Genomic DNA, 19702 nt, shown 5'->3' on the forward strand with positions numbered 1-19702 from the left:
TTGCGTTGGGGAGCCAACGTGACGCGATGCGAAGTGTTCCGATTTCCGGGCATGTTCGAATGTTGGGCCGGGAAGCGCCCGGAAGGAGCTGCGCTTCACCCCAGGCGCGGGTCGGGGCCGTCGTCGCGGGGCGTCCCATCGTAGCCTTCCATCCAGGCCGCCCGTTCCTCGCTGTCGCGCGGGTAGGGACAGGCATCCTTCGGACGGCCGTGGATCCGGGCCTGGGCGCCTTCTTCGATGGGATCGGGGCGTGAATGACGGGTCTGGGCCATGGCGACGACTCCGTGTTCGAAACACATCGCTTCAACGGCTCCGCGCGGGGCAGGATCCCGCGGCATAACGGGCCCTCCGGTCGGCGGCGCCCGTCAGGGCTGTTCCCGCTCCCGGTCGCCCGACCGGGCACGGTGTCTGCTGGCCGCCCCACGGTTCTGGAGCTGCGCCCGACCACGTCGGGTCGGGCGCAGCTCCAGGCTCTTGTCTCGCCGCGCTCCTATCCTCCGGACCGGTATCCACTTCGGCAGAAGGCGCTCTAGCGCGGCTTGAACTCCACGGACGACCGCTTCGCGATCTCGGTTCGCACATGCTCACGGAACAGGCGCACGCGTGCGGGCAACTCCCGCCCCGCCAGGCTCACCGCCCGCAAGGCTCCCCCGGTGGTCGCCCACGGTTCGAGCACCCGCACCAGCCGCCCCGCCGCGACGCTCCGTGAGGCGATGAAGCTCGGGAGGTGCCCAATGCCCGCCCCCGCAAGGGTCAAGCGAAGCGCGGTCGCGAAATCGCTCACCCGAATGGCCGGCCGGAGGCCGACCTGCTCCATGCGCCCCCCGCCGTCGTCGAGCAGGATGCCCATCACGCCGGCTCGCTCGCGCGCCAGGATCACGTCGTGGTCCGCCAGGGCCGCCGGGTTCGCGAGGGGCGGCTTCGAAGCGAGGTAGGCGGGCGCCGCATAGAGCCCCAGCCAGACGTCCAGGATCTGGGTGGCCCGGTAGCCGGTTTCCTCCACGTCCCCCAGGCGCAGGGCGAGGTCGATCCGGTTGGCCGCCAGATCCAGGCGCGTGTCGGTGTTCAGCATCTCGACGGTGATCTGCGGGTACGCCATCCGGAAGCTGGCGACGATCTCGGGCATCACCTCGATGCCGAAATCGACGGAGGTGGTGATCCGCAGGTGCCCTGCCGGCACCGTCGATGCGCCACGGGCGGTCTCCGCCGCCTCGTCGAGGAGCGCCAGGCATTCCTGGGCCTTTGCGTAGAAGGCGAGACCTTCCGCCGTCGGTGAGACCGCGCGGGGGTGGCGGGCCATCAGGGTGGCGCCCAGGGCCGCCTCCAGTCGCGAGAGCCGTCGGCTGACGCTGCCCTTGGTCTCCCGGAGGCTCGCCGCCGCCGCCGTGACCGTGCCGAGATCGATGACGGCACAGAACGCCCGCAGATCGTCGAGATTGCCGCCGAAGGTTTCCGATTTCGCAACCATGTAGTGCCGGATAGCAGGCTCTACGGGACCGGCCAACGGGACTATCCGGACCTTCGTCGGGTCGCGGCACCCTCCCGACCCCCTCGCGCGCGCCGCGACCGCCCACTCACGTTTCGGAGACGATCATGAAACTCCTCCTCGCTTCCGGCCTCGCCCTCGCCGTCGCCCTCGGGGGCGGCGCGTCGGCCCAGACGCCGCCGACCCGGGACCCCGCGCAGATCCAGGCCGGCACCTACGCCGTCGATCCCGGCCACACCCAGGTCGGCTGGCGCGTGTCCCACATGGGCTTCTCGAACTATGCCGGCGGCTTCTCGGACGTCTCCGGCACCCTCGACCTCCAGCCCAAGAACCCGGCCGCCTCGAAGCTCGCCATCAAGATCCCCGTCGCCTCGGTGACGACGACCAGCGACAAGCTCACCGGAGAACTCAAGGGCGACCAGTGGCTCGACGCGGGCAAGTTCCCCGAGATGACCTTCGTGTCGACCAAGGTGACGCCCGACGGCAAGGACAAGGCCAAGGTCCTGGGCAACCTGACCCTTCACGGCGTGACCAAGCCCGTGACCCTGGACGTGACCCTCGTCGGCGCCGGCGTGAACCCCCTCAACAAGAAGGTCACGGTCGGCTTCGAGGCGGCCGGGACGCTCAAGCGCTCCGAGTTCGGCGTGAAGACCTACGTCCCGCTGATCGGCGACGACCTGCACCTCACCATCGCGGGCGCCTTCGAGCGCCAGGACTGAGCCCGAGGGAGGAGGAGGGCCATGGGACCCGGCCCGCCCGCGCGGCGCTACACCGTCGTGGCCATCCTGCTGCACTGGACGAGTGCCTTCTGCGTGCTCGCCCTCATCGGCATCGGCCTGGTCATGACCCATGCTGGGCTGGCGCCGATGCGCCAGTTCCAGCTCTACCAGTGGCACAAGTCCGTCGGGATCACGGTCCTGGCCCTGACGACGCTCCGTCTCGCGTGGCGCGCCTTCCATCGGCCGCCCCGGCACCCGGTCGGAATGCCGGCTCCCGCACGCCGGGCGGCCGGCGCGGTGCACGGCCTGCTCTATCTCCTGCTCGTCGGCCTGCCCTTGACCGGCTGGGCGATCGTGTCGCTCTCGCCGTTCCAGATCCCCACGGTGCTGTACGGCCTCGTGCCCTGGCCACACCTGCCCCTGGCGGCGTTCCTCACGGATGCAGCCGCGGCCGAGGAGGTCGCGAAGCGGGTTCACGCCTACGGGGCGTGGCTGCTTACGGCGCTGCTCGCGCTGCACGTGGCGGCCGCACTGCGTCACCACCTCATCCTTCGCGACGACAGCCTGCGCCGCATGCTGCCCGCTGGCCGCCCCCCGACATCCTCCGAACACACGGAAGCGATCCGATGACCACGCCTGCCTTCCGCTTCCGCGTCGCCCACGCGCGGTTGGCGCTCCGGAGAGCCCCCTTGCTGGGCACACTCTTGGGCACTCTGTTGGGGGCCGCCTCGCCGGCCGCCGCCGCCGAATGGGTGATCGATCCGGCGAGGAGCGCGATCCGGTTCTCGGGCGTCCAGGTCGGCGCCCCGTTCTCGGGACGCTTCGAGCGCTTCGACGCGAAGGTGACGTTCGATCCCGCCAAGCCGGAGGCCGGGCACGCCACGGTCCTCATCGATCTGGCGAGCGCGCGCACAGGAGACGTCCAGCGCGACACGGCCCTGCCGCAGCAGGACTGGTTCGACGTGAAGGCGGCGCGCCAGGCGCGCTTCGAGGCCACGGGCTTCGTCGACAAGGGCGGCGGCGACTACGAGGCGGTCGGAACCTTGACCATCCGGGGCACGAGCCGCCCGCTCACGCTTCCGTTCCGGCTTGCGCTCGCGGGGGACCAGGCCCGCGCCACCGGGCATGTCGGCCTCGTCCGCACGGCATTCGGCGTCGGGCAGGGTGCGTGGGCGTCGGGACAATGGGTGGCCCTGGAGGTCGGGGTCGACGTGGACCTCGTCGCCACGTCCAAGGCCGGTCCCTGATCCGGGACTTCAACCCTGGGACTTCCACCCCGGACTCCCGCCCCCAGGGCCGCTCTCCCGAGCATGGAACGTGGCGTTCCGGACGCCCTTATCCATTCGCCTCGGCCGCGTCGCGGTCCGGATCGACCGGTTCAGGCGGGGCCGGACCCTTCGACGTCATCGTAGAGGCGCCGCGCCTCCCGAACGCGTCGGTGGCTGACCTCGGCCCAATCCACCGGCATGTCCAAGGGAACGAGGAAGGAGCGACCCAGCTCGGCCAAGCGATACTCAAAGCTCGGAAGGCTGGTCGGGTACACGTGGCGCGTGATGAACCCATCGCGTTCCAGGTGACGCAGGCATTGCCTATACGAGCGTCCTCCGGGCCGATACGTCGCCCCTTGGTCTGGCGGAGGAGCACCGCGCGACCGAAGGCGCGTCGGGCGTACCGCACGTGCTGCTGCGCAACGGATGGTACACCGAGAACTATGCGGCCTCGATTCCGCCCGCGCTGACGCCTCGATCCCGGCCGCGCTGGCGCATGGGGTCTTCCTGGACGCCGCCGGGGAAGGCCGGGTCGCCTCGGCGGTACGCGCGGATTACGCCGCGGCGGCCAGCGCCGTGCTGGCGTCGGAGACCGCTCAGAGCGGCCGCATCTACGAGTTGGCCGGAGACGAGGCCTACACGCTGGCGGACTTCGCGGACCTCGTAGCGCAGGTGTCGGGCGAGCCGGTCGGCTACCGGACCCTGGCGGAGGGGGAGTTCGCGGCCGCCCTGATCGGTGCGGGGCTCCCCGAAGCGTTCGCCGGCCTCCTGGCGGACTCCGATGCGGGAGCACAAAAAGGGGGCCTGTTCGATGCAGGCCATCAGCTGAACGGTCTCATCGGGCGCCCGACCACCTCACTCGCTTCGGTCATCGCCACCGCCCTCGCGGGATGATCCGCCAGTGCCACCCTCTTGCCGGGCGACCTTCTGCCGGGCGACCTCCGTTCGGGCGACGGGAGCGCCTGTCCGGTGGTCGAGGCCCGTGTCCGGGGAGCGGACAAGCGCGTTCGGCCCCTGCGGATCACGGACGGAGGCCAGGTCAACCGCCGCAGGACACGGGCCTCACGCGCCGGGCGCCATCCAGGCGCGTGTCTCGTCGAGGATCTCGTCCGAGAGCGCGGGATCGTCGACCGCACGCGCAAGGATTAGGGCGCCGATCAGGGCCGCGTAGGTGCCGATGGCCTCGCGGCGGCGGTCGGCGGCGTCGGGGACCGCCTCGGTCAGGCGGTCGATCTGTGCGCGGATGCCCGTCGTCATGGCGGCCCGCGCTGCCGCCGGCCGGTGACGAACGTCGGCGGCCAGGGCCGCCATCGGGCACCCGTCCGCCGCGTCGTCCCGATGCGCGGGCGAGAGATACGTCGCCACGAACGCCGGCAGGTCCCCGCCCCTGCCCGCGACCTCGGTCGCCGCCTGCGCGATGGCCTGCGCCATCAGGTCCTCCTTCGAGGCGAAGTGTCCGTAGAAGCCCCCATGGGTGAGGCCCGTGGCCTTCATCACCTCGGCGACGCCGACGGCGTCATACCCCTTGTCGCGATAAAGACGGCTCGCCGCCGCCAGGATGCGGCGGCGGTTCTCCCGCATCTGCTCCTGCGTGACACGCATCTCGAAAATTCCCCATCGACCCCGTTGACACTCATATGATCGCGATCATATTTGAGTTCAATCATGATGATCATCATGATTGCTCATCAGACACGCAGGGGCGAATCCCATGGCCACCCAGAGTTCGGTTCTCATCACCGGCGCCTCGACCGGCATCGGCGCGACCTATGCCGACCGCTTCGCCCGGCGCGGCCACAGCCTCGTGCTGGTCGCCCGCGACAAGGCACGGATGGACGAGCTCGCCGACCGTCTCCGCCGTGACTACGGCGTCGCCGTCGACGTGCTTCCGGCCGACCTCACGGCGCCGGACCAGATCCGGGCCGTCGAGACGCGGCTGCGCGACGACGACGGCATCGGCATCCTCGTCAACAATGCCGGCGCCAACGTCGGCGGTGGCTTCGTCGCGCAGGCCACCGACGACGTCGAGCGCCTCGTGACCCTCAACACGACGGCGCTGGTCCGGCTCGCCAGCGCGGTGGCACCCCGCTTCGCCGGGGCCGGCGCGGGCGCCATCGTCAACATCGGCTCCGTGGTCGGGCTGGTCCCGGAATTCGGCATGTCGGTCTACGGCGCGACCAAGGCCTTCGTCCTGTTCCTGTCCCAGGGCCTGAGTCACGAGCTGTCCCCCAAGGGCGTGTACGTGCAGGCCGTGCTGCCATCGGCCACCCGCACGGAGCTGTGGAGCCGGTCGGGGGTCGATCCCGCCGCGCTGCCGCCGATGATGGAGGTCGGCGACCTCGTCGACGCCGCCCTCGCGGGGTTCGACCGCCGCGAGTCCGTGACGATCCCGCCGCTTCACGACGCCGGGCAGTGGGACGCCTTCCAGGCCGCCCGGCTGGCGATGATCCCGGGATTCGCGCAGGTTCACCCGGCGCCGCGCTACGCGTCCGCCGCGTGATCCCCGCGTGATTCGGAAGCGGCCACGAGAAACCGATGGCGTGGTCGGAGCTCATAAGGTGGCGGCATGTGCTCTGTGCACAACAGGCATGGGCATTCCCCCGAGGCCCGCCTTGCCGTTGCTGGGGAGCCCCGGCCGGTTACGGGGCCGTTTCCGATAGAAATACAAGACGTTGCGGCGGCACGGCGCCGTCATCTTTAGAGTTCATCTAAAGTACTGAGATGCTTGCATAATTTCCGATTGACTGCTTTCTCCGACCGATCGAGATTCCGCGATGTCGCGATGATCGAGGAGTGATTGGAGCGGGGGCCAAGCATGCAGTCGACATCGATCGAGGCGCTGCATCGGAGCGAAGGCGTCAGGCTTCGGCGATTCCTGATGCGTCTGCTCGGCAGCGCCGACGCCGCCGCCGACGCCCACCAGGAAACCTACCTGCGGATGCTGGGCGCGCTGTCCCGCACGCCGATCGAACACCCCTCGGCCTTCCTCTTCCAGGTCGCCAACAACGTCGCCCTGCGGATGCGCAACCGGCAGCGCCTCGAAGGCACCCTGTTCCGCACCATGACGGACACGGACCTCGCGGAGATCGCGGACGGGTATGCCCTGCCGGAACGCCAGGTGATCGCACGGCAGGAGCTCAGACGGCTGGCCGCCGCCATCGACGCGCTGCCGCCGCGATGCCGCGAGGTGTTCCTCCTCGTCCGGTTCGAGAACCTCTCGAACGGCGACGTCGCCGCCCGCCTGGGCATCAGCCGGAACATGGTCGAGAAGCACCTCATCAAGGCGCTCCTGCACTGTCGCCGGTGCTGCCACGATTGGGTGTGAGGCCTGTCTCCTGTTCGTGGCGCGGCTCTTGTTCGTGGGGCGACGTCAGGATCTTGCCGGTTCGTTGATCTGAGGGTGTAGGAGCATGGGGCTGGGCCGTCCGGGCTCGGTGATTCCGGATGGAGCATGGCTGTGGCCAGCGGCGACGACACCGACGCGCATGCGGCGGAGGGGGACGACCCGGTCTACGAGGCCGCCGCCGGCTGGGTCGCGCGCCTCGCCTCGCCCGACGCCACGGACCGGGACCGGAACGCCTTCGCGGCCTGGTGCGCGGCCGATCCGGCCCATGAAGCGGCCTATGCCGAACTGGATGCCCTGTGGCGCAAGCTCGGCCGTGTGCCCGATCCACGGCATCGCCGCCCGCCCACCAAGACGCTGACCGGGGTCGCCGTCGCCCTCGTCCTCACCACCGCCCTGGCCTTCCAGCTCGGCCTCGTCGACTGGCTCCGCGCCGACCTCTGGAGCGGGGTGGGCGACATCGTCCACGCGACCCTGGCCGACGGCAGCCGAATCGACCTCAACACCGACACGGCGGTCGCCCTGCACTTCGGCGCCACGGAGCGCGGGGTCGCGCTGCTGCGCGGCGAGGCCTTCTTCGAGGTCGTGTCCGATCCCCAGCGCCCGTTCGTCGTGCGCGGCAACGGCCTGAGCGTCCGCGCCGTCGGCACCCGCTTCTTCGTCCGGGCCGACGGCGCCGGCGGCGAGACGGGCGGCGTCGAGATGGGCGTCGTCGAGGGCAGCGTCGACGTCGCGACCTCGGGGCGGCCCGTGCGGGTCTCGGCGGGCGAGGCGGTCCGACGCACGGAGGGCGCCTCCCTCGCCGTCACGGGCGCGGACCTGGCCCGGACGACGGCGTGGCGGGAGGGCCGCCTGCGCTTCTCCGGCGAGCGGCTCTCCGTCGTCCTCGCCGAGCTCGACCGCTACCGCCACGGTCGCATCGTGCTCCTCGATGCGGCCGCCGGCGAGCGGCGCGTCACCGGCGCCTTCGACCCGCGCGACACCGACGAGGCGCTGGACTCGATCGCCGCGACGATGGGCGTGGGAATCACCCGCCTGTCGCCCTTCCTCGTCCTCGTCGGATCGCCCGTTCGAAAATTCTGAAGGAAAGTTCGTTCCCGGACGTCAGGAGATCGCGGCTCCGTTGATCTCAATCGGTGGGGACAGGCTGCCGCGAGGCGCCCGTCTCCGTCTGAGCGAGGGACGGACAGAGAATGGCGACGCGCGGGCGTGGTGTTGCGGGTGAGCGGTTGGCCGGATCGGCCCTGGCCGGCGTGTCGATGCTGGTGATGGTGCCGGCGGCCGTCCAGGCCCAGGACGGGCGCCGGGCGCAGCCGGATCGGGCGCGGACGGCGAGCATCCTCGCACTGGCCTCCGAGGCTTCGGCCCCGCAGGCGGTGGAGCGGGTCGCCCTGACGATCCCGAAGGGACCCCTCGAAGCCGCCCTCGTCGCCTTCACCGAACAGGCCAAGGTGAAGCTCGTCTACGCCACGGACCTGACCGCACGGCTGACCACGGGCGGCCTCGAGGACGTGGTCGAGCCCCTCGACGGCCTCGGCCGCATCCTGAAGGGCACCGGCCTGACGTTCCGCGCGGCGGGTCCCTCCACCATAACCCTGGTCAATCCGCGCTACGTTCAGCTCGGCGGCGAAGCGGCGGGCTCCGTGGCCCTCGAGGAGCTGCACGTGGCGGGGCAGCCCCAGGCGCCCGGGGCGCCCAGGGGCCTGCCGCCCCGGTCCGGAACCGTCGGCCAGCCGCCCGTTCCCTATGCGGGCGGCCAGGTCGGCAGCGGAACGCGGGTCGGACTCCTCGGCAACCGCTCCGTCCAGAAGACGCCCTTCAACGTCACCGGATACACCGAGAAGCTGATCAACGATCAGCAGGCGCGCTCCGTCGCCGACGTCGTCCTGAACAACCCGTCCGTCCGCAGCGACGCGCCGCCCTACAGCGAGCGCGACTCGTACTTCATCCGCGGCTTCTCGGTGACCAACCTCGACACCGCCTTCGACGGGCTGTTCTACATCGCCAACCCGCGCCGCAGCTTCACCGAGGGTCTGGAGCGCGTCGAGGTCCTGCTCGGTCCGACGGCGCTCCTCAGCGGCGGCACCGGCCGCGTCGGCGGCACGATCAACCTCGTGCCGAAGCGCGCGTACGACGAGCCGCTGACGCGGGTGACCACGAGCTACTTCAGCGACGCGCAGTTCGGGACGCATCTCGACCTCGGGCGCCGCTTCGGCACCTTCAAGGAATGGGGCGTGCGCTTCAACGGCGCCTACCGCAACGGCGACACGCCGCTGGACAAGAACGCCATCGAGGTCGGGGTCGCGGCCCTCGGCATCGACTACCGCAACGACCGGTTCCGCGCGTCGTTCGACTTCAATCACTCGACGCAGAACATCACCGCGCCGACCTCGCTGTTCAACGCGGTGGCGCCCGGCATCCCCGTGCCGCGGGCGCCGAACGCCCGCCGCAACACCGCGAACGCGTTCGAGTACAACGACAGCCGCTACAACATGGCCGCCGGCCGGGTCGAGTACGACGTGCTGCCCGAGACGACGATCTACGCGGCCGGCGGCCTCAGCCGCTACAACGAGGACTTCCTGACCTCGAACTATCGGGTCACGAGCCCGACCGGGCTGGCGACGAACTCCCTCGCGATCCAGCCCCTGGAACTGCAGGGCTTCACCGGCGAGGTGGGCGTCCGCACCAACTTCCAGACGGGCTTCATCAATCACCAATTCAGCGTCGCGGCCGTCGAGGCCGTCAACAAGAACTTCTCGCGCGGCTTCGTGCCCTTCGCCCTGCCGGCCTACCCGATCAACATCTACAACCCCGTCGACCTGCCGTTCGGCTCGGTTCCGACCATCGCCTTCCCCCGCTCCGACCGGCAGCCGATCTTCTCGGAGCTCTACGCCCGCAGCGTCGCCATCGCCGACACCCTGTCGCTCGGCGACGACCGCGTCCTGCTGACCCTGGGCGGACGGTTCCAGGAGATCGACCTGCGCAGCTACGTCACCCGTCCGGGCCCGACCCAGGGCACGCCGGCGACGGGGTACCGCGAGGGCCGGTTCAGCCCCGCCATCGCCCTGGTGGTCCGGCCGTTCGAGAACCTGTCGTTCTACGGAAACTACATCGAGTCCCTCGATGCCGGGCCGTCCGCCCCGGTGACGGCGATCAATTCCAACGCGGTTTTCGCCCCCGTGGTCAGCCGGCAGAAGGAGGTCGGCGCGAAGTATGATCTCGGCGCCGTCTCGGTCACGACCTCGCTGTTTGAGATCGAGCAGCCGAGCGCGTTCACCGATCCGGCCACGCGGCTGTTCTCCGTCAGCGGCCTGCAGCGCAACCGCAGCATCGAGTTCAACGTGTTCGGCGAACTCGTCCCGGGCGTGCGGCTGCTGGGCGGCCTGACCCTCATCGACGCCAAGCTCGTCAACACCGTGGGCCGCCAGTTCGACGGACGGGCCGTGCCCGGCGTGCCCGACACGGCGTTCAACCTCTACGGCGAGGTCGACCTGCCGCCGTGGCTGGCGCCCGGCCTGACCCTGACCGGACGGGCGATCTACACGAGCAGCATGTTCTACGATCAGGGCAACACCCAGTCGGTGCCGGACTGGACGCGGTTCGATGCCGGCCTGCGCTACGCCTTCGAGGGCGTGAACGGCAAGCCCGTGGTGATGCGGGCCACCGTCCAGAACCTGCTCAACGATTCGTACTGGGCCTCCGCCGCGCGCGGCTTCCTGGCCGTCGGCGCGCCCCGGACGTTCATCCTGTCCGCAACCGTCGATTTCTGATTTGACCCCGGTGCGCCAGGCCGCCGGATCCGGGACGCGGGCCACGGACGAGGCCCCCATCCTCGTCCCTGGTCCCGTACTCGACGTCGGTCCCGTCCTCGGGACCGCCATGCCGGAGCGCGCGCCATGAAGGGACGTTTCCGCCAGTCCATGGCGTGGCTGCACACCTGGTCCGGCCTCGTGGTCGGCTGGGTGCTGTTCGCCGTCTGCCTCACCGGGACCGCGAGCTATTACCGGGCCGACATCTCCCGCTGGATGCGGCCCGAACTCGGCCTCGCCGCGCCGATGTCGGGCCCGGACCTCGCCGCCGCCGCCGAGCGGGCGGTGGCCTATCTCGCCACGCACGCCCCCAAGGCCCGGACCTGGTTCATCGGCATGCCGCAGCCGGAGAAACCGGTGCTCGACCTGTTCTGGCGTGCGGGCCCGGGCGAGCCGCCGGGCCATGTCCACCTCGACCCCGCGACCGGAGCCGAGGCGGCGGTCCGCGACACCGAGGGCGGCGACTTCCTCTATCGCTTCCACTTCGAACTGCACATGGCGCCGTTCTGGGGACGCTGGATCGTCGGCATCTGCGCGATGATCATGCTGGTGGCCCTGGTCTCCGGCATCGTCGTCCACCGGCGCATCTTCGCGGATGTCTTCACGTTCCGGCGGGACAAGGCACCGCGTCGCAGCTTCCTCGACGCCCACAACGTCGGCGGCGTCCTCGCGCTGCCGTTCCACCTGATGATCACCTATACGGGGGTCGTCACCCTGGCGACGTTCTACATGCCCTGGGGCGTGACGGCGGCGTATCGCTCAAACACCCAGTCCTTCTTCGCCGAGGCCGCCTGGATCCCGACGCCGCGCCGGCCGGCGAACCGGCCCGCCGTGCCGGCCCCCGTGGGGCCCCTCGTCGCGCGCGCCGTCGCGATGGTGGCGGAGCCCCTGGAGCGCCTGACCCTGGTGAACCGGGGCGACGCCAACGCGACCGTGGTCGCCGTGTTCGCCGAGCCCCGCGGCATCGCCCGCGACCATCCGCAGGTCGCCTTCGACGGCGTGAGCGGCGCGCTGCTCGAGGTGCGGGGCGTCGACCTCAAGCCCGCCGCCAAGACCTTCACGACGCTGACCGGCCTGCACGAGGCGCATTTCGCCGCGCCCGCCCTGCGGCTGCTGTTCTTCCTGTGCGGACTCATGGCCTGCGCCACCGTCGCGACCGGGATCGTGCTGTGGTCCCTCGCGCGCCTGCCGCGGCCGGGCGAGCGGCCCTTCGCCGGCCTGCGTCTGGTCCAGGCCCTCAACGTCGGGAGCGTCGCGGGCCTGCCGGCGGCGGTGGCGGTGTACTTCCTCGCCAACCGGCTCCTGCCCGCGGACCTCTCCGGCCGGGCCGAGTGGGAGATCCGCGCCTTCTTCGCGGCCTGGATCGTCGCCGCCCTGATGCCCCTCGCGCGTCCCGGCCGCCGGGCGTGGTGCGAGGGACTGGCGGCGGTGGCGGTCCTCTGCCTCGCCGTGGCGGCCGCCGACCTCCTCACCGTGCCCCAGCATCCCCTGAGGCGATTCGGAGGCGACCCCCTGTTCGTCTGGTTCGACGGGACGATGATCCTCGCCTCGGCCCTGTTCGCCGTCGCGGCCCGCAAGGTCGCCCGCTACGCGGCGCCGGAGCGCCGGCATCGCACGGCCTCCGCGTCGCCCCTCGCCTTTCGAGCCCCCGTCCCGACGCACGGTCCCTGAACGGCGGCCTGGGCGGGTCGAGCGCCCAATACACACACAAGTGTAGACCAAGAACAATTCCAATGAAAAACCGATCATTCGGCTTTTTTGGCAGACCTATTGACCGCTACACCGAATATAAGCGACACGCTGCACATATCGAGCAGACCATGGAACCTAATCGTCCAGTCTGTGATTATGAGAACGAACGTGAATAGCCCATCTTGCGACGCAAGCGCGATCGAATCAGGGCATCGCGCCGACATCGACTGATCGAATACGAATGACCTGGCATGCAGTGCCGGTCCTTTGCCGCACAGTCGGCATTCCAGGGCTCGAACGAGGTTCGGTCGTCATGCCACCATCGTCCCAGCACGTTGCCGAAGCGGCAGCCTTCCGCAGCTTCGCCAACGGCTACCTGCGCGAGATCGACCCCGGCATCCGGGTCCGTCACGCCCGCTCCGACGGGCCGCCCGCCGCGTGCGTGGAGTGGAACCTGGGCCGCCGGCGCATCGCGATCCGCGCCGAGATCCGGTCGCCGTCCCTGTGCGGCGCCCAGGGCTTCGGCATCCTCTGGACCCGCCACCTCCACGAGCCGCGCTGGCGCCGCGTCGCCCCGATGCAGGCGCTCCAGGACCTGCTCGCGGAAGCCTACGCCCGCGTCGATGCGGGCCGGGACGAGTCCGCCCGGGCGCACGAACTGGAACTCCTGGGACGCGTCCTCGACAGCTATCGCGAGACGGCGCGCCAGCTCGACCTCGCCCGGGGGCCCGCGGGCGAGAGCGCGACGACGGACACGAGCTTCATCGGGGCCGAACGCTCCCTCGTCTACGGCCACTGGCTGCATCCGACGCCCAAGAGCCGGCAGGGCCTCTCTACCTGGCAGGCGCGGGTCTATGCGCCCGAGGAGGCCGGCGGCTTCCAGCTCGCCGTGTTCGCCGTCGAGGCCGGACGGGTCCGCCACGATTCGGCCGCCCCCCGCTCCGCGCCGGAGATCGCCCTCGAACTCCTCGGCGCCGATGCCGGGCGGCTGCCCCTGCGCGCCGGGGAGATCGCCCTCCCCATGCATCCGCTCCAGGCCGACGCGCTGAAGCTGGACCCGGACATCGCCGCCCTCATGGAGGCGGGCCGGGTGCGGTGCCTCGGTGCGTTCGGCCCCCGCTACACCGCCACCTCGTCCGTACGGACGGTCTACGCCCCCGACAGCCCGTGGATGGCCAAGTTCTCGCTGCCCGTCACCCTCACCAACTCCCTGCGGGTGAACCGCTTCGCCGAGCTCGAGGCCGGCGTCGCCATGGCCCGGCTCCTGGCGCGCAACGGGTTCGGAACGCGCCATCCCACCTTCCGGATCGTGTCCGACCCGGCCTATCTCACCTTGCACTGCCCCGGCCGCGACGAGAGCGGGTTCGAGACGGTGCTGCGCGAGAATCCTTTTCGTGATGGGGCCGAGCGGGGCGTCGCGACCCTGGCGGCGCTCGCGGCCGAGCCCCTGCCCGGCCGCCCCTCGCGCCTCGACGCCCTGCTGCGCCGCCTCGCCCCCGAGGGCGCCGACGAACGGGCGCGGACCGCGCGGGCCTGGTTCGGCCTCTACCTGGACTGCATGCTCGAGCCCGTCGTCGCCCTCTACGACCGCCACGGCATCGCCCTCGAGGCGCACCAGCAGAACGCCCTCCTCGACGTCGCCGCCGGCTGGCCGCGCCGGGGGTACTACCGCGACAACCAGGGCTTCTACCTGTCCGAGGACGCACGGCCCCGGCTCCTGCGCCAGGCACCGGAGACGGCCGCCATCGCCGCCCTCTACTTCCCGGACGACGAGATCCGCCGGCGCCTCGCCTACTATCTCGTGGTCAACCAGATCTTCGCGGTCATCGCCCGCATGGGGCATGACGGCACGATCCGCGAAAGCGTTCTCCTCGACGATCTCGCCCGCCGGCTGGAGGCGATGGCGCGCCGCATGACCGGCGCCGGACGGGCCTTCGCCCGCTCGGTGCTGGACGGGCCGACGCTCTGCACCAAGGCGAACCTGCGGGTCCGCCTGGCGGACCGCGACGAACTCGCCTCGGGCGACGGAACCGGCAACTACATCGACATGCCGAACCCCCTGCGGGCGCGGGCGGCGGCGTACTGCGAGGCGGGCCGTGCCCTTGCCTCCTGAGCCTCACCCGTCCCGCGAACCGCCGGAGGGGCGCGTCCTGCGCCAGCTCGCCGAGGCGGTGCTGTTCGAGGGCCTCGCGGATCTCAGCCCCCCGCGCCGCGACGCCCCCGGGCGGCTGGCGTGGCGCCTCGGCGCGCGCCGGTTCCGCGCCGACGGGGTCCTCGGCCCGTTCGGCCGTCCGCGCCTCGTCCCCGCGACCCTGGAAACGGCCGGGCCGGACGGCGCCTGGCGCGCCGCCGACCTGTCCTCCCTGGTGGACGCCCTCCCGGCCGCCCCGGAGCCTCGGATGCGCCTGCTGGCGGAACTCGGCCAGACCATCGAGCTCTGCCGCTGGAACGCCGAGACCCTTCGCGCTCCGGACCGCCGCCCCCTGCCCTTCGCCGCCCTCGACGCGGCGCTCTGGGAAGGCCATCCGTACCATCCCTGTTTCAAGACGCGCACGGGCTTCACCCTCGACGACCACCGCCGCTACGGGCCGGAGGGCGCCGCGCCGTTCCGCCTCGAATGGCTGGGCGTCCGCCGGGACGCCGTCGCCCTCCGGTTCCCGGGCACGGAGGCCGACTTCCGGCGCGCCGAACTCGGCGTCGACCTGGACCGGCTGGAGCGCCGCCTGCACGCGGCCGGGCATTCCTTCGCCACCCACGCCGTCCTGCCCGTGCATCCCTGGCAGATGCGCCACCTCGAAGCCGGGGCCTTGCGGCCCTGGCTGGCGGAGGGCCGCGCCGTGGCGCTGGGGGCCGCCGGCGCGCGCTACGGCGCCAGCCAATCCCTGCGCACCCTGCACAACCTCGACGATCCACACGCCGCCAGCGTGAAGCTCGCCCTCAGCGTCGTCAGCACGTCGAGCCTCCGGACCCTCGATCCGCATTTCGTGCTGACGGGGCCCGCCCTGTCGGACTGGCTGGCGGCGATCGTCGCCGGGGACCCGCTCCTGCGCGGCCCCTATCGGGTGGACGTCCTGCGCGAGTACGCGGCCGCCCTGGCGGACCGGGACGGCCCGCTGGCGGGACAGGTCGCCGCCCTGTGGCGCGAGAGTCCGCGGCTCGCGCCCGGCGAGGCGGCGGTGCCGTTCAACGCCCTGATGGCCTGCGAGCCGGACGGATCCACCTTCGTCGCCCCCTGGCTCCTGCGCCACGGCCTCCGGGCCTGGCTCGACCGCCTGGTGGAGGTCGCGGTCCTGCCCGTCTGGCACCTCCTGGTGGCGCACGGCATCGCCGTGGAGGCGCACGGCCAGAACATGATCCTCGTGCATCGCGACGGGTGGCCCGAACGGGTGATCCTGCGCGACTTCCACGAAAGCACCGAGTACGGCGTCGACTTCGTGGCCGACCCCGCCCGCGTGCCGGATTTCGGCGCCATCGATCCCGCCCATGCGGGTCCGGCGGACGACCGCTTCCACGCCATGCGCGCGGCCCCGGTCCTGGCCGAACTCGTCACCGACAGCCTGTTCGTCTTCAGCCTCTGCGAGGTCACCCACCTCCTGGGCCGGCGGCACGGGCTCGACGAGGCGGACTTCTGGCGCGGCCTCGGCCTTCGCCTGCGCCGCCACGCCGTCGCGCACGGTCTGGAAGCCCGCCTCGCCCGCCTGCAGGTCGACGCCCCCCGGCTGCGGGTCGAGGCCCTGCTGTCGCGAAAGCTCGGCCTCGACCCGGCACGGTGCTGCCGCCGCGTGCCCAACGCCCTGCTGTCTGCCCCTCAAGATTCCCCGGGAGAGGTCATGATCGAGATCGACGGACGCCGCATCGGCGCGGACGAGATGGAGGCCGCGATCCGGCGCGTCGAGGCGCGGGCCGGCCTGACCGGCGGCGACGGCGAGCGTGTCGCCGCGCGGTTCGGCGACACGCCCACGTGCCTCGCCTTCATCCTCGCCGCGCGCCGCCGTGGCGCGACCCTGCTGCCGATCCATCCGGCCCTGCCCGATGCGGGCGCGCGGCGGCTCGCCGAACGGGCCGGCTGCCACCGCCTGTTCCTCGACAATCTGGACGGCGAGGTTCTGGCGGGCGCCCCGCCCCCGGTTCCGGGCGAGGGCCAGCTCCTGCAGATGAGCTCCGGCACGACGGGCGAGCCCAAATGCATCGCCCGCGCCTGGAGCGCCGTGGAACGCGAGATCGAGAGCTACGTCGCGGCCTTCCCGGAGCCCGACGGGATGACGCCCGTCGTCGCCTGCCCGATCACCCATTCGTACGGGCTGATCTGCGGGCTGCTCGTCGGCCTGCGCCGCGGCCGGGTGCCGGTAATCCTCGACACCACCAACCCGAAATACCTCCTGCGGCGCCTGCGCGAGATCGAGAGGCCGCTGCTCTACACAGCGCCCGCCCTGCTGCACACGCTGAGCCGGCTCCTCCCGGAGGGCGAGCGCATCCACGCGGCCATGACCTCCGGCACCCTCCTGCCGGGGCCGTGGTTCGGCGCCATCCGTGCCCGGGTCGAGCACCTCTTCCAGCAATACGGCTGCTCGGAGACCGGCTGCATCGCGGTGAACCCCGACCTTCGCCGAGCCGATGTCATCGGCCGCCCCCTGCCCCATCACCGCGTCCGGGCGGGCGAGGACGCGGACCATCCGGCGGAGATCGTCGTCGAGGGCAAGGGCGGCGCCGTCCGCACGGCCGATCTCGGGTATCTGGGGCCCGACGGCATGCTGGTCTTCGTGTCCCGCCTCGACGACACCATCAACGTGTCGGGGTTGAACGTCTATCCGGGCGAGGTCGAGGACGTGGTGATGGCCATGCCGGGCGTCACCGACGCCGTGGCCTTCGCCCGACCCGACCCCTTCGCGGGCGAGCGGGTGACGCTGCTGTTCAGCGCCGAGGCGCCCGTGCCGCCCCGCGACCTCCAGGATTGGTGCCGGCGCTGGCTCGCTGGCCATCAGGTGCCGGGCCAGGCGGTGCAGGTGAGCGCGATCCCGCGCCAGGCCAATGGCAAGATCTCCCGCCGGGAGGTGGCCGAGCGCTACCGCAGCGGCGCCCTCGCGGAGGCCCGGGCATGACCCGCGACCATATCGTCGAAGCCATCGGCGCCATCCTGCGCGAGGAGATGGACCATCCCCACCTCGACCGCTTCGGGCCGCAGGCGCGGTTGAACGAAGACCTCTACCTCGATTCCGTCCAGCTGCTTCAGCTCATCCTGTCCCTCGAGATGCGCTGCGGGCTGTCCATCCCCGAGGCGGCGATGAACCGGCAGGACGTCTCGACGGTGGCCGATCTCGCCGCGCGCCTCGCCCCGGGCGCGCCGGCTGAGGCGCCCCCGGACCCCGCCGCGCCGCCGGAGGCGCCGGAGGGCGTCCACGGCGAGCTGCCCTACGACCTCAAGATCCACTGCTTCGTCAGCTGCGTCTGCGACGGGCTGAAGGCGCGCGGCATCGACCACCGGCCGTTCTACTTCCTGATCTGGGACGCCGAGTTCGCCATCACGGAGGATGTCCGGCTCGCCTACCACTCGGACGCCATGGACCACGAGTCGTTCCGCTACTGGTTCGAGCGGCTCTACGGCGTGCCGCTCTTCTCCTGGTACGACCATGCGGCCTCCAAGGGCGCCAACGTCGCCACCCTCGTCGACCTCCTCGAACGGCGGGCGCCGGACGAATGCGTCATGGTGATGCTCGACATGTTCCACCTGCCGGAGCGGGAGAACAAGTTCAACCAGAACCCCTTCCCGCACTACCTCCTGCTGGCGCTCACCGAGGACCCCGCGCTGTGGCGGGTGCACGACCCCGACTTCCGCTGGGAGGGCGTCATCGCGCGCGAGACGCTCCTGAACGCCATCCGCCAGCCGAGCGTCGCGGGCGGCTACCGGTTCGATCCCGCCCGCGCGCATCCGCCGGCGGACGCGGACCTGGCGGCCTTCTTCGCGGCCTGCTTCCGCCCCGACGCCAACCCGTTGATCGACGCGGTGCGCGCCATCGTCTCGGCCCATGCCGAGGCGCGCGGCGGCCTCGCCCTCGCGGATGTCGGCGTGGCCCTGCGCGAACTCCCGGTCATCACCATCCGCAAATGGGCCTACGAGCACGGCTTCGCCTTCTTCTGGCGCGCCCTGCGCTGGCCGGATGCCGAATTCCAGCGCATCTGCGACGCGATCGAGGCGCTGGTGAACGGCCTGACGGCCCTGCACTACGACGTCCTGAAGCTCGCCCGGACCGGGGACGCGGCCCTCGTCCCCGGCGTGATGGCCTCGCTCGACGCCCTCGACACCGCGGAATTCGCGATCAAGCGGCAGCTCGCGGCGGCCTACGACGCATGGCGGGACACCCGCCCCCAGGACTGGGCCGCCCCCTCTCACGGAAGGCTCCCCTCGCGCGAAAGGTCCTCGCGCGAAAGGCTCCTCATACGCGAAAGGCTTCCCGCATGAGGCTCTCCCTCTGCACCATCACCTTCCGCCACCACCTGCTCTCCATGGGCGAGATCGCCCGCTTCGCCCGGGGCAGCGGCTTCGACGGCATCGAGCTGTGGGGGGTCCATGCCCGCAACCTCGGCCCCGGGGACCATGCCGAATGGCTCGCCGCCTACGACCTGCGCGTGCCCATGCTGAGCGACTACCTGCCCCTCGACGCGAGCCCGGAGGTGTTGATCGCACGCATGTCCGACCTCTGCGGCCTGGCTCGGAACTGGGGGGCGCCGCGGCTGCGCACCTTCGCGGGGACGAAGGGCAGCGCCGCGACCTCGGCGGACGAGCGCTCGCAGATCGCGAGCCGCCTGCGGCTGGCGGCCGCCTATCTCGCCGACCACGGCCTGAAGCTGCTCGTCGAGACGCATCCCGGCACCCTGGCCGACACCACGGCGTCCCTCGTGCGCCTGCTCGAGGAGATCGATCACCCGGCCCTCAAGGTGAACTTCGACACGCTCCATGTCTGGGAAGGCGGCGACGACCCCTACCGCGCGCACGACACGCTCGCGGAGCACATCGACTACTATCACCTCAAGAATATCCGCGACCGGTCGGACCTCCCGGTCTTCGAGCCGGCCAACGTCTACGCCGCGGCCGGGCGGCGCGACGGGATGACCGGCCTGTTCGAGGGCGCGCTGGACTACGAACCGTTCCTGGAAACGCTGCCGGCGCATGCCGAGGCCTCCCTCGAATGGTTCGGCGGCGCCTGCTTCACGGTTCTGCCGGCCGACCTGTCGCGGGTCCGAGACGTCACCGCCGACCGCACCGACGAACCGGCGTTCCGCCTGCACGTCGCCGAGTGATCCAACCGCGCGTGATCCGGGGCATGGCCCCGTGCGACGCCACCCGCCCTTCCGGCGAGCCGACCTCCACCTCAGGAAAGCAACAGCCC

16 protein-coding genes and 1 pseudogene are annotated in these 19702 nt (G+C 71.3%); 13 read left to right on the plus strand and 4 right to left on the minus strand.

What is annotated here, in order from left to right; translation table 11 throughout:
* Positions 1-95 precede the first annotated feature (95 nt).
* Together ASF22_RS24550 and ASF22_RS16700 are read right to left on the minus strand one after the other, a co-directional pair.
* Positions 96-272 (minus strand): Rmf/CrpP family protein, encoded by a 177-nt coding sequence (locus ASF22_RS24550; protein WP_200918814.1) that lies wholly within the window; start codon positions 270-272, stop codon positions 96-98.
* A gap of 257 nt (positions 273-529) precedes the next feature.
* Positions 530-1504: a LysR family transcriptional regulator gene (locus tag ASF22_RS16700; RefSeq protein ID WP_244473892.1), complete on the minus strand. Its 975-nt coding sequence runs from the start codon at positions 1502-1504 to the stop codon at positions 530-532.
* Positions 1505-1593: 89 nt separating this feature from the next.
* Here ASF22_RS16700 and ASF22_RS16705 point away from each other — a divergent pair, with 89 nt between their 5' ends.
* The 3 genes from ASF22_RS16705 to ASF22_RS16715 are packed head-to-tail and all read left to right on the plus strand — an operon-like array spanning position 1594 to position 3452.
* Positions 1594-2205 carry a YceI family protein gene (locus tag ASF22_RS16705; protein WP_056266469.1) on the plus strand — a complete coding sequence of 204 codons (612 nt, stop codon included), beginning with the start codon at positions 1594-1596 and terminating at the stop codon, positions 2203-2205.
* Positions 2206-2226: 21 nt separating this feature from the next.
* Positions 2227-2835: a cytochrome b/b6 domain-containing protein gene (locus ASF22_RS16710; protein WP_056176446.1), complete on the plus strand. Its 609-nt coding sequence runs from the start codon at positions 2227-2229 to the stop codon at positions 2833-2835.
* Positions 2832-3452: a YceI family protein gene (locus ASF22_RS16715; protein WP_056266471.1), complete on the plus strand. Its 621-nt coding sequence runs from the start codon at positions 2832-2834 to the stop codon at positions 3450-3452. Before ASF22_RS16710 ends, ASF22_RS16715 begins: the two co-directional genes overlap by 4 nt.
* A 131-nt stretch (positions 3453-3583) precedes the next feature.
* On the opposite strand, the gene ASF22_RS24995 is transcribed toward ASF22_RS16715, so the two are convergent.
* On the minus strand, positions 3584-3748 hold the full coding sequence (locus ASF22_RS24995; RefSeq protein WP_244474326.1) for a hypothetical protein: 165 nt from the start codon (positions 3746-3748) through the stop codon (positions 3584-3586).
* Positions 3749-3789: 41 nt separating this feature from the next.
* Here ASF22_RS24995 and ASF22_RS16720 point away from each other — a divergent pair.
* A pseudogene (locus tag ASF22_RS16720) lies at positions 3790-4367 on the plus strand (KR domain-containing protein); the annotation flags it as partial.
* 168 nt (positions 4368-4535) lie between these two features.
* Here the strand turns inward: ASF22_RS16720 and ASF22_RS16725 are convergent.
* A complete protein-coding gene (locus ASF22_RS16725; RefSeq protein WP_056266474.1) occupies positions 4536-5075 on the minus strand; it encodes a TetR/AcrR family transcriptional regulator in 540 nt (179 codons plus the stop codon).
* Between the two features lie 109 nt (positions 5076-5184).
* On the opposite strand from ASF22_RS16725, the gene ASF22_RS16730 reads away from it, so the two are divergent.
* The 9 genes from ASF22_RS16730 to ASF22_RS16770 all read left to right on the plus strand — a co-directional run bounded on the left by ASF22_RS16730 (position 5185) and on the right by ASF22_RS16770 (position 19613).
* Positions 5185-5973, plus strand: coding sequence for an SDR family oxidoreductase (locus tag ASF22_RS16730; protein WP_056266475.1), 789 nt, complete (start codon positions 5185-5187; stop codon positions 5971-5973).
* Between the two features lie 315 nt (positions 5974-6288).
* Complete coding sequence (locus ASF22_RS16735; protein ID WP_056266478.1) at positions 6289-6798, plus strand: sigma-70 family RNA polymerase sigma factor; 510 nt, start codon at positions 6289-6291, stop codon at positions 6796-6798.
* Positions 6799-6930: 132 nt separating this feature from the next.
* Positions 6931-7899, plus strand: a complete 969-nt coding sequence (locus tag ASF22_RS16740) for a FecR domain-containing protein (RefSeq protein WP_056176954.1) — start codon at positions 6931-6933, stop codon at positions 7897-7899.
* Between the two features lie 110 nt (positions 7900-8009).
* Positions 8010-10586, plus strand: coding sequence for a TonB-dependent receptor (locus ASF22_RS16745; protein ID WP_244474327.1), 2577 nt, complete (start codon positions 8010-8012; stop codon positions 10584-10586).
* Between the two features lie 126 nt (positions 10587-10712).
* On the plus strand, positions 10713-12296 hold the full coding sequence (locus ASF22_RS16750) for a PepSY-associated TM helix domain-containing protein (protein WP_056266483.1): 1584 nt from the start codon (positions 10713-10715) through the stop codon (positions 12294-12296).
* Between the two features lie 334 nt (positions 12297-12630).
* Positions 12631-14430 carry an IucA/IucC family protein gene (locus ASF22_RS16755; RefSeq protein ID WP_056266485.1) on the plus strand — a complete coding sequence of 600 codons (1800 nt, stop codon included), beginning with the start codon at positions 12631-12633 and terminating at the stop codon, positions 14428-14430.
* Positions 14414-17416: an IucA/IucC family protein gene (locus ASF22_RS16760; RefSeq protein WP_056266487.1), complete on the plus strand. Its 3003-nt coding sequence runs from the start codon at positions 14414-14416 to the stop codon at positions 17414-17416. Before ASF22_RS16755 ends, ASF22_RS16760 begins: the two co-directional genes overlap by 17 nt.
* Positions 17413-18774 (plus strand): DUF6005 family protein, encoded by a 1362-nt coding sequence (locus tag ASF22_RS16765; RefSeq protein ID WP_056266490.1) that lies wholly within the window; start codon positions 17413-17415, stop codon positions 18772-18774. Before ASF22_RS16760 ends, ASF22_RS16765 begins: the two co-directional genes overlap by 4 nt.
* On the plus strand, positions 18771-19613 hold the full coding sequence (locus ASF22_RS16770; protein ID WP_056176418.1) for a sugar phosphate isomerase/epimerase: 843 nt from the start codon (positions 18771-18773) through the stop codon (positions 19611-19613). Before ASF22_RS16765 ends, ASF22_RS16770 begins: the two co-directional genes overlap by 4 nt.
* The last annotated feature ends 89 nt before the right edge of the window (positions 19614-19702 follow it).

The organism is Methylobacterium sp. Leaf87, from assembly GCF_001422775.1.
Classification (GTDB): domain Bacteria; phylum Pseudomonadota; class Alphaproteobacteria; order Rhizobiales; family Beijerinckiaceae; genus Methylobacterium.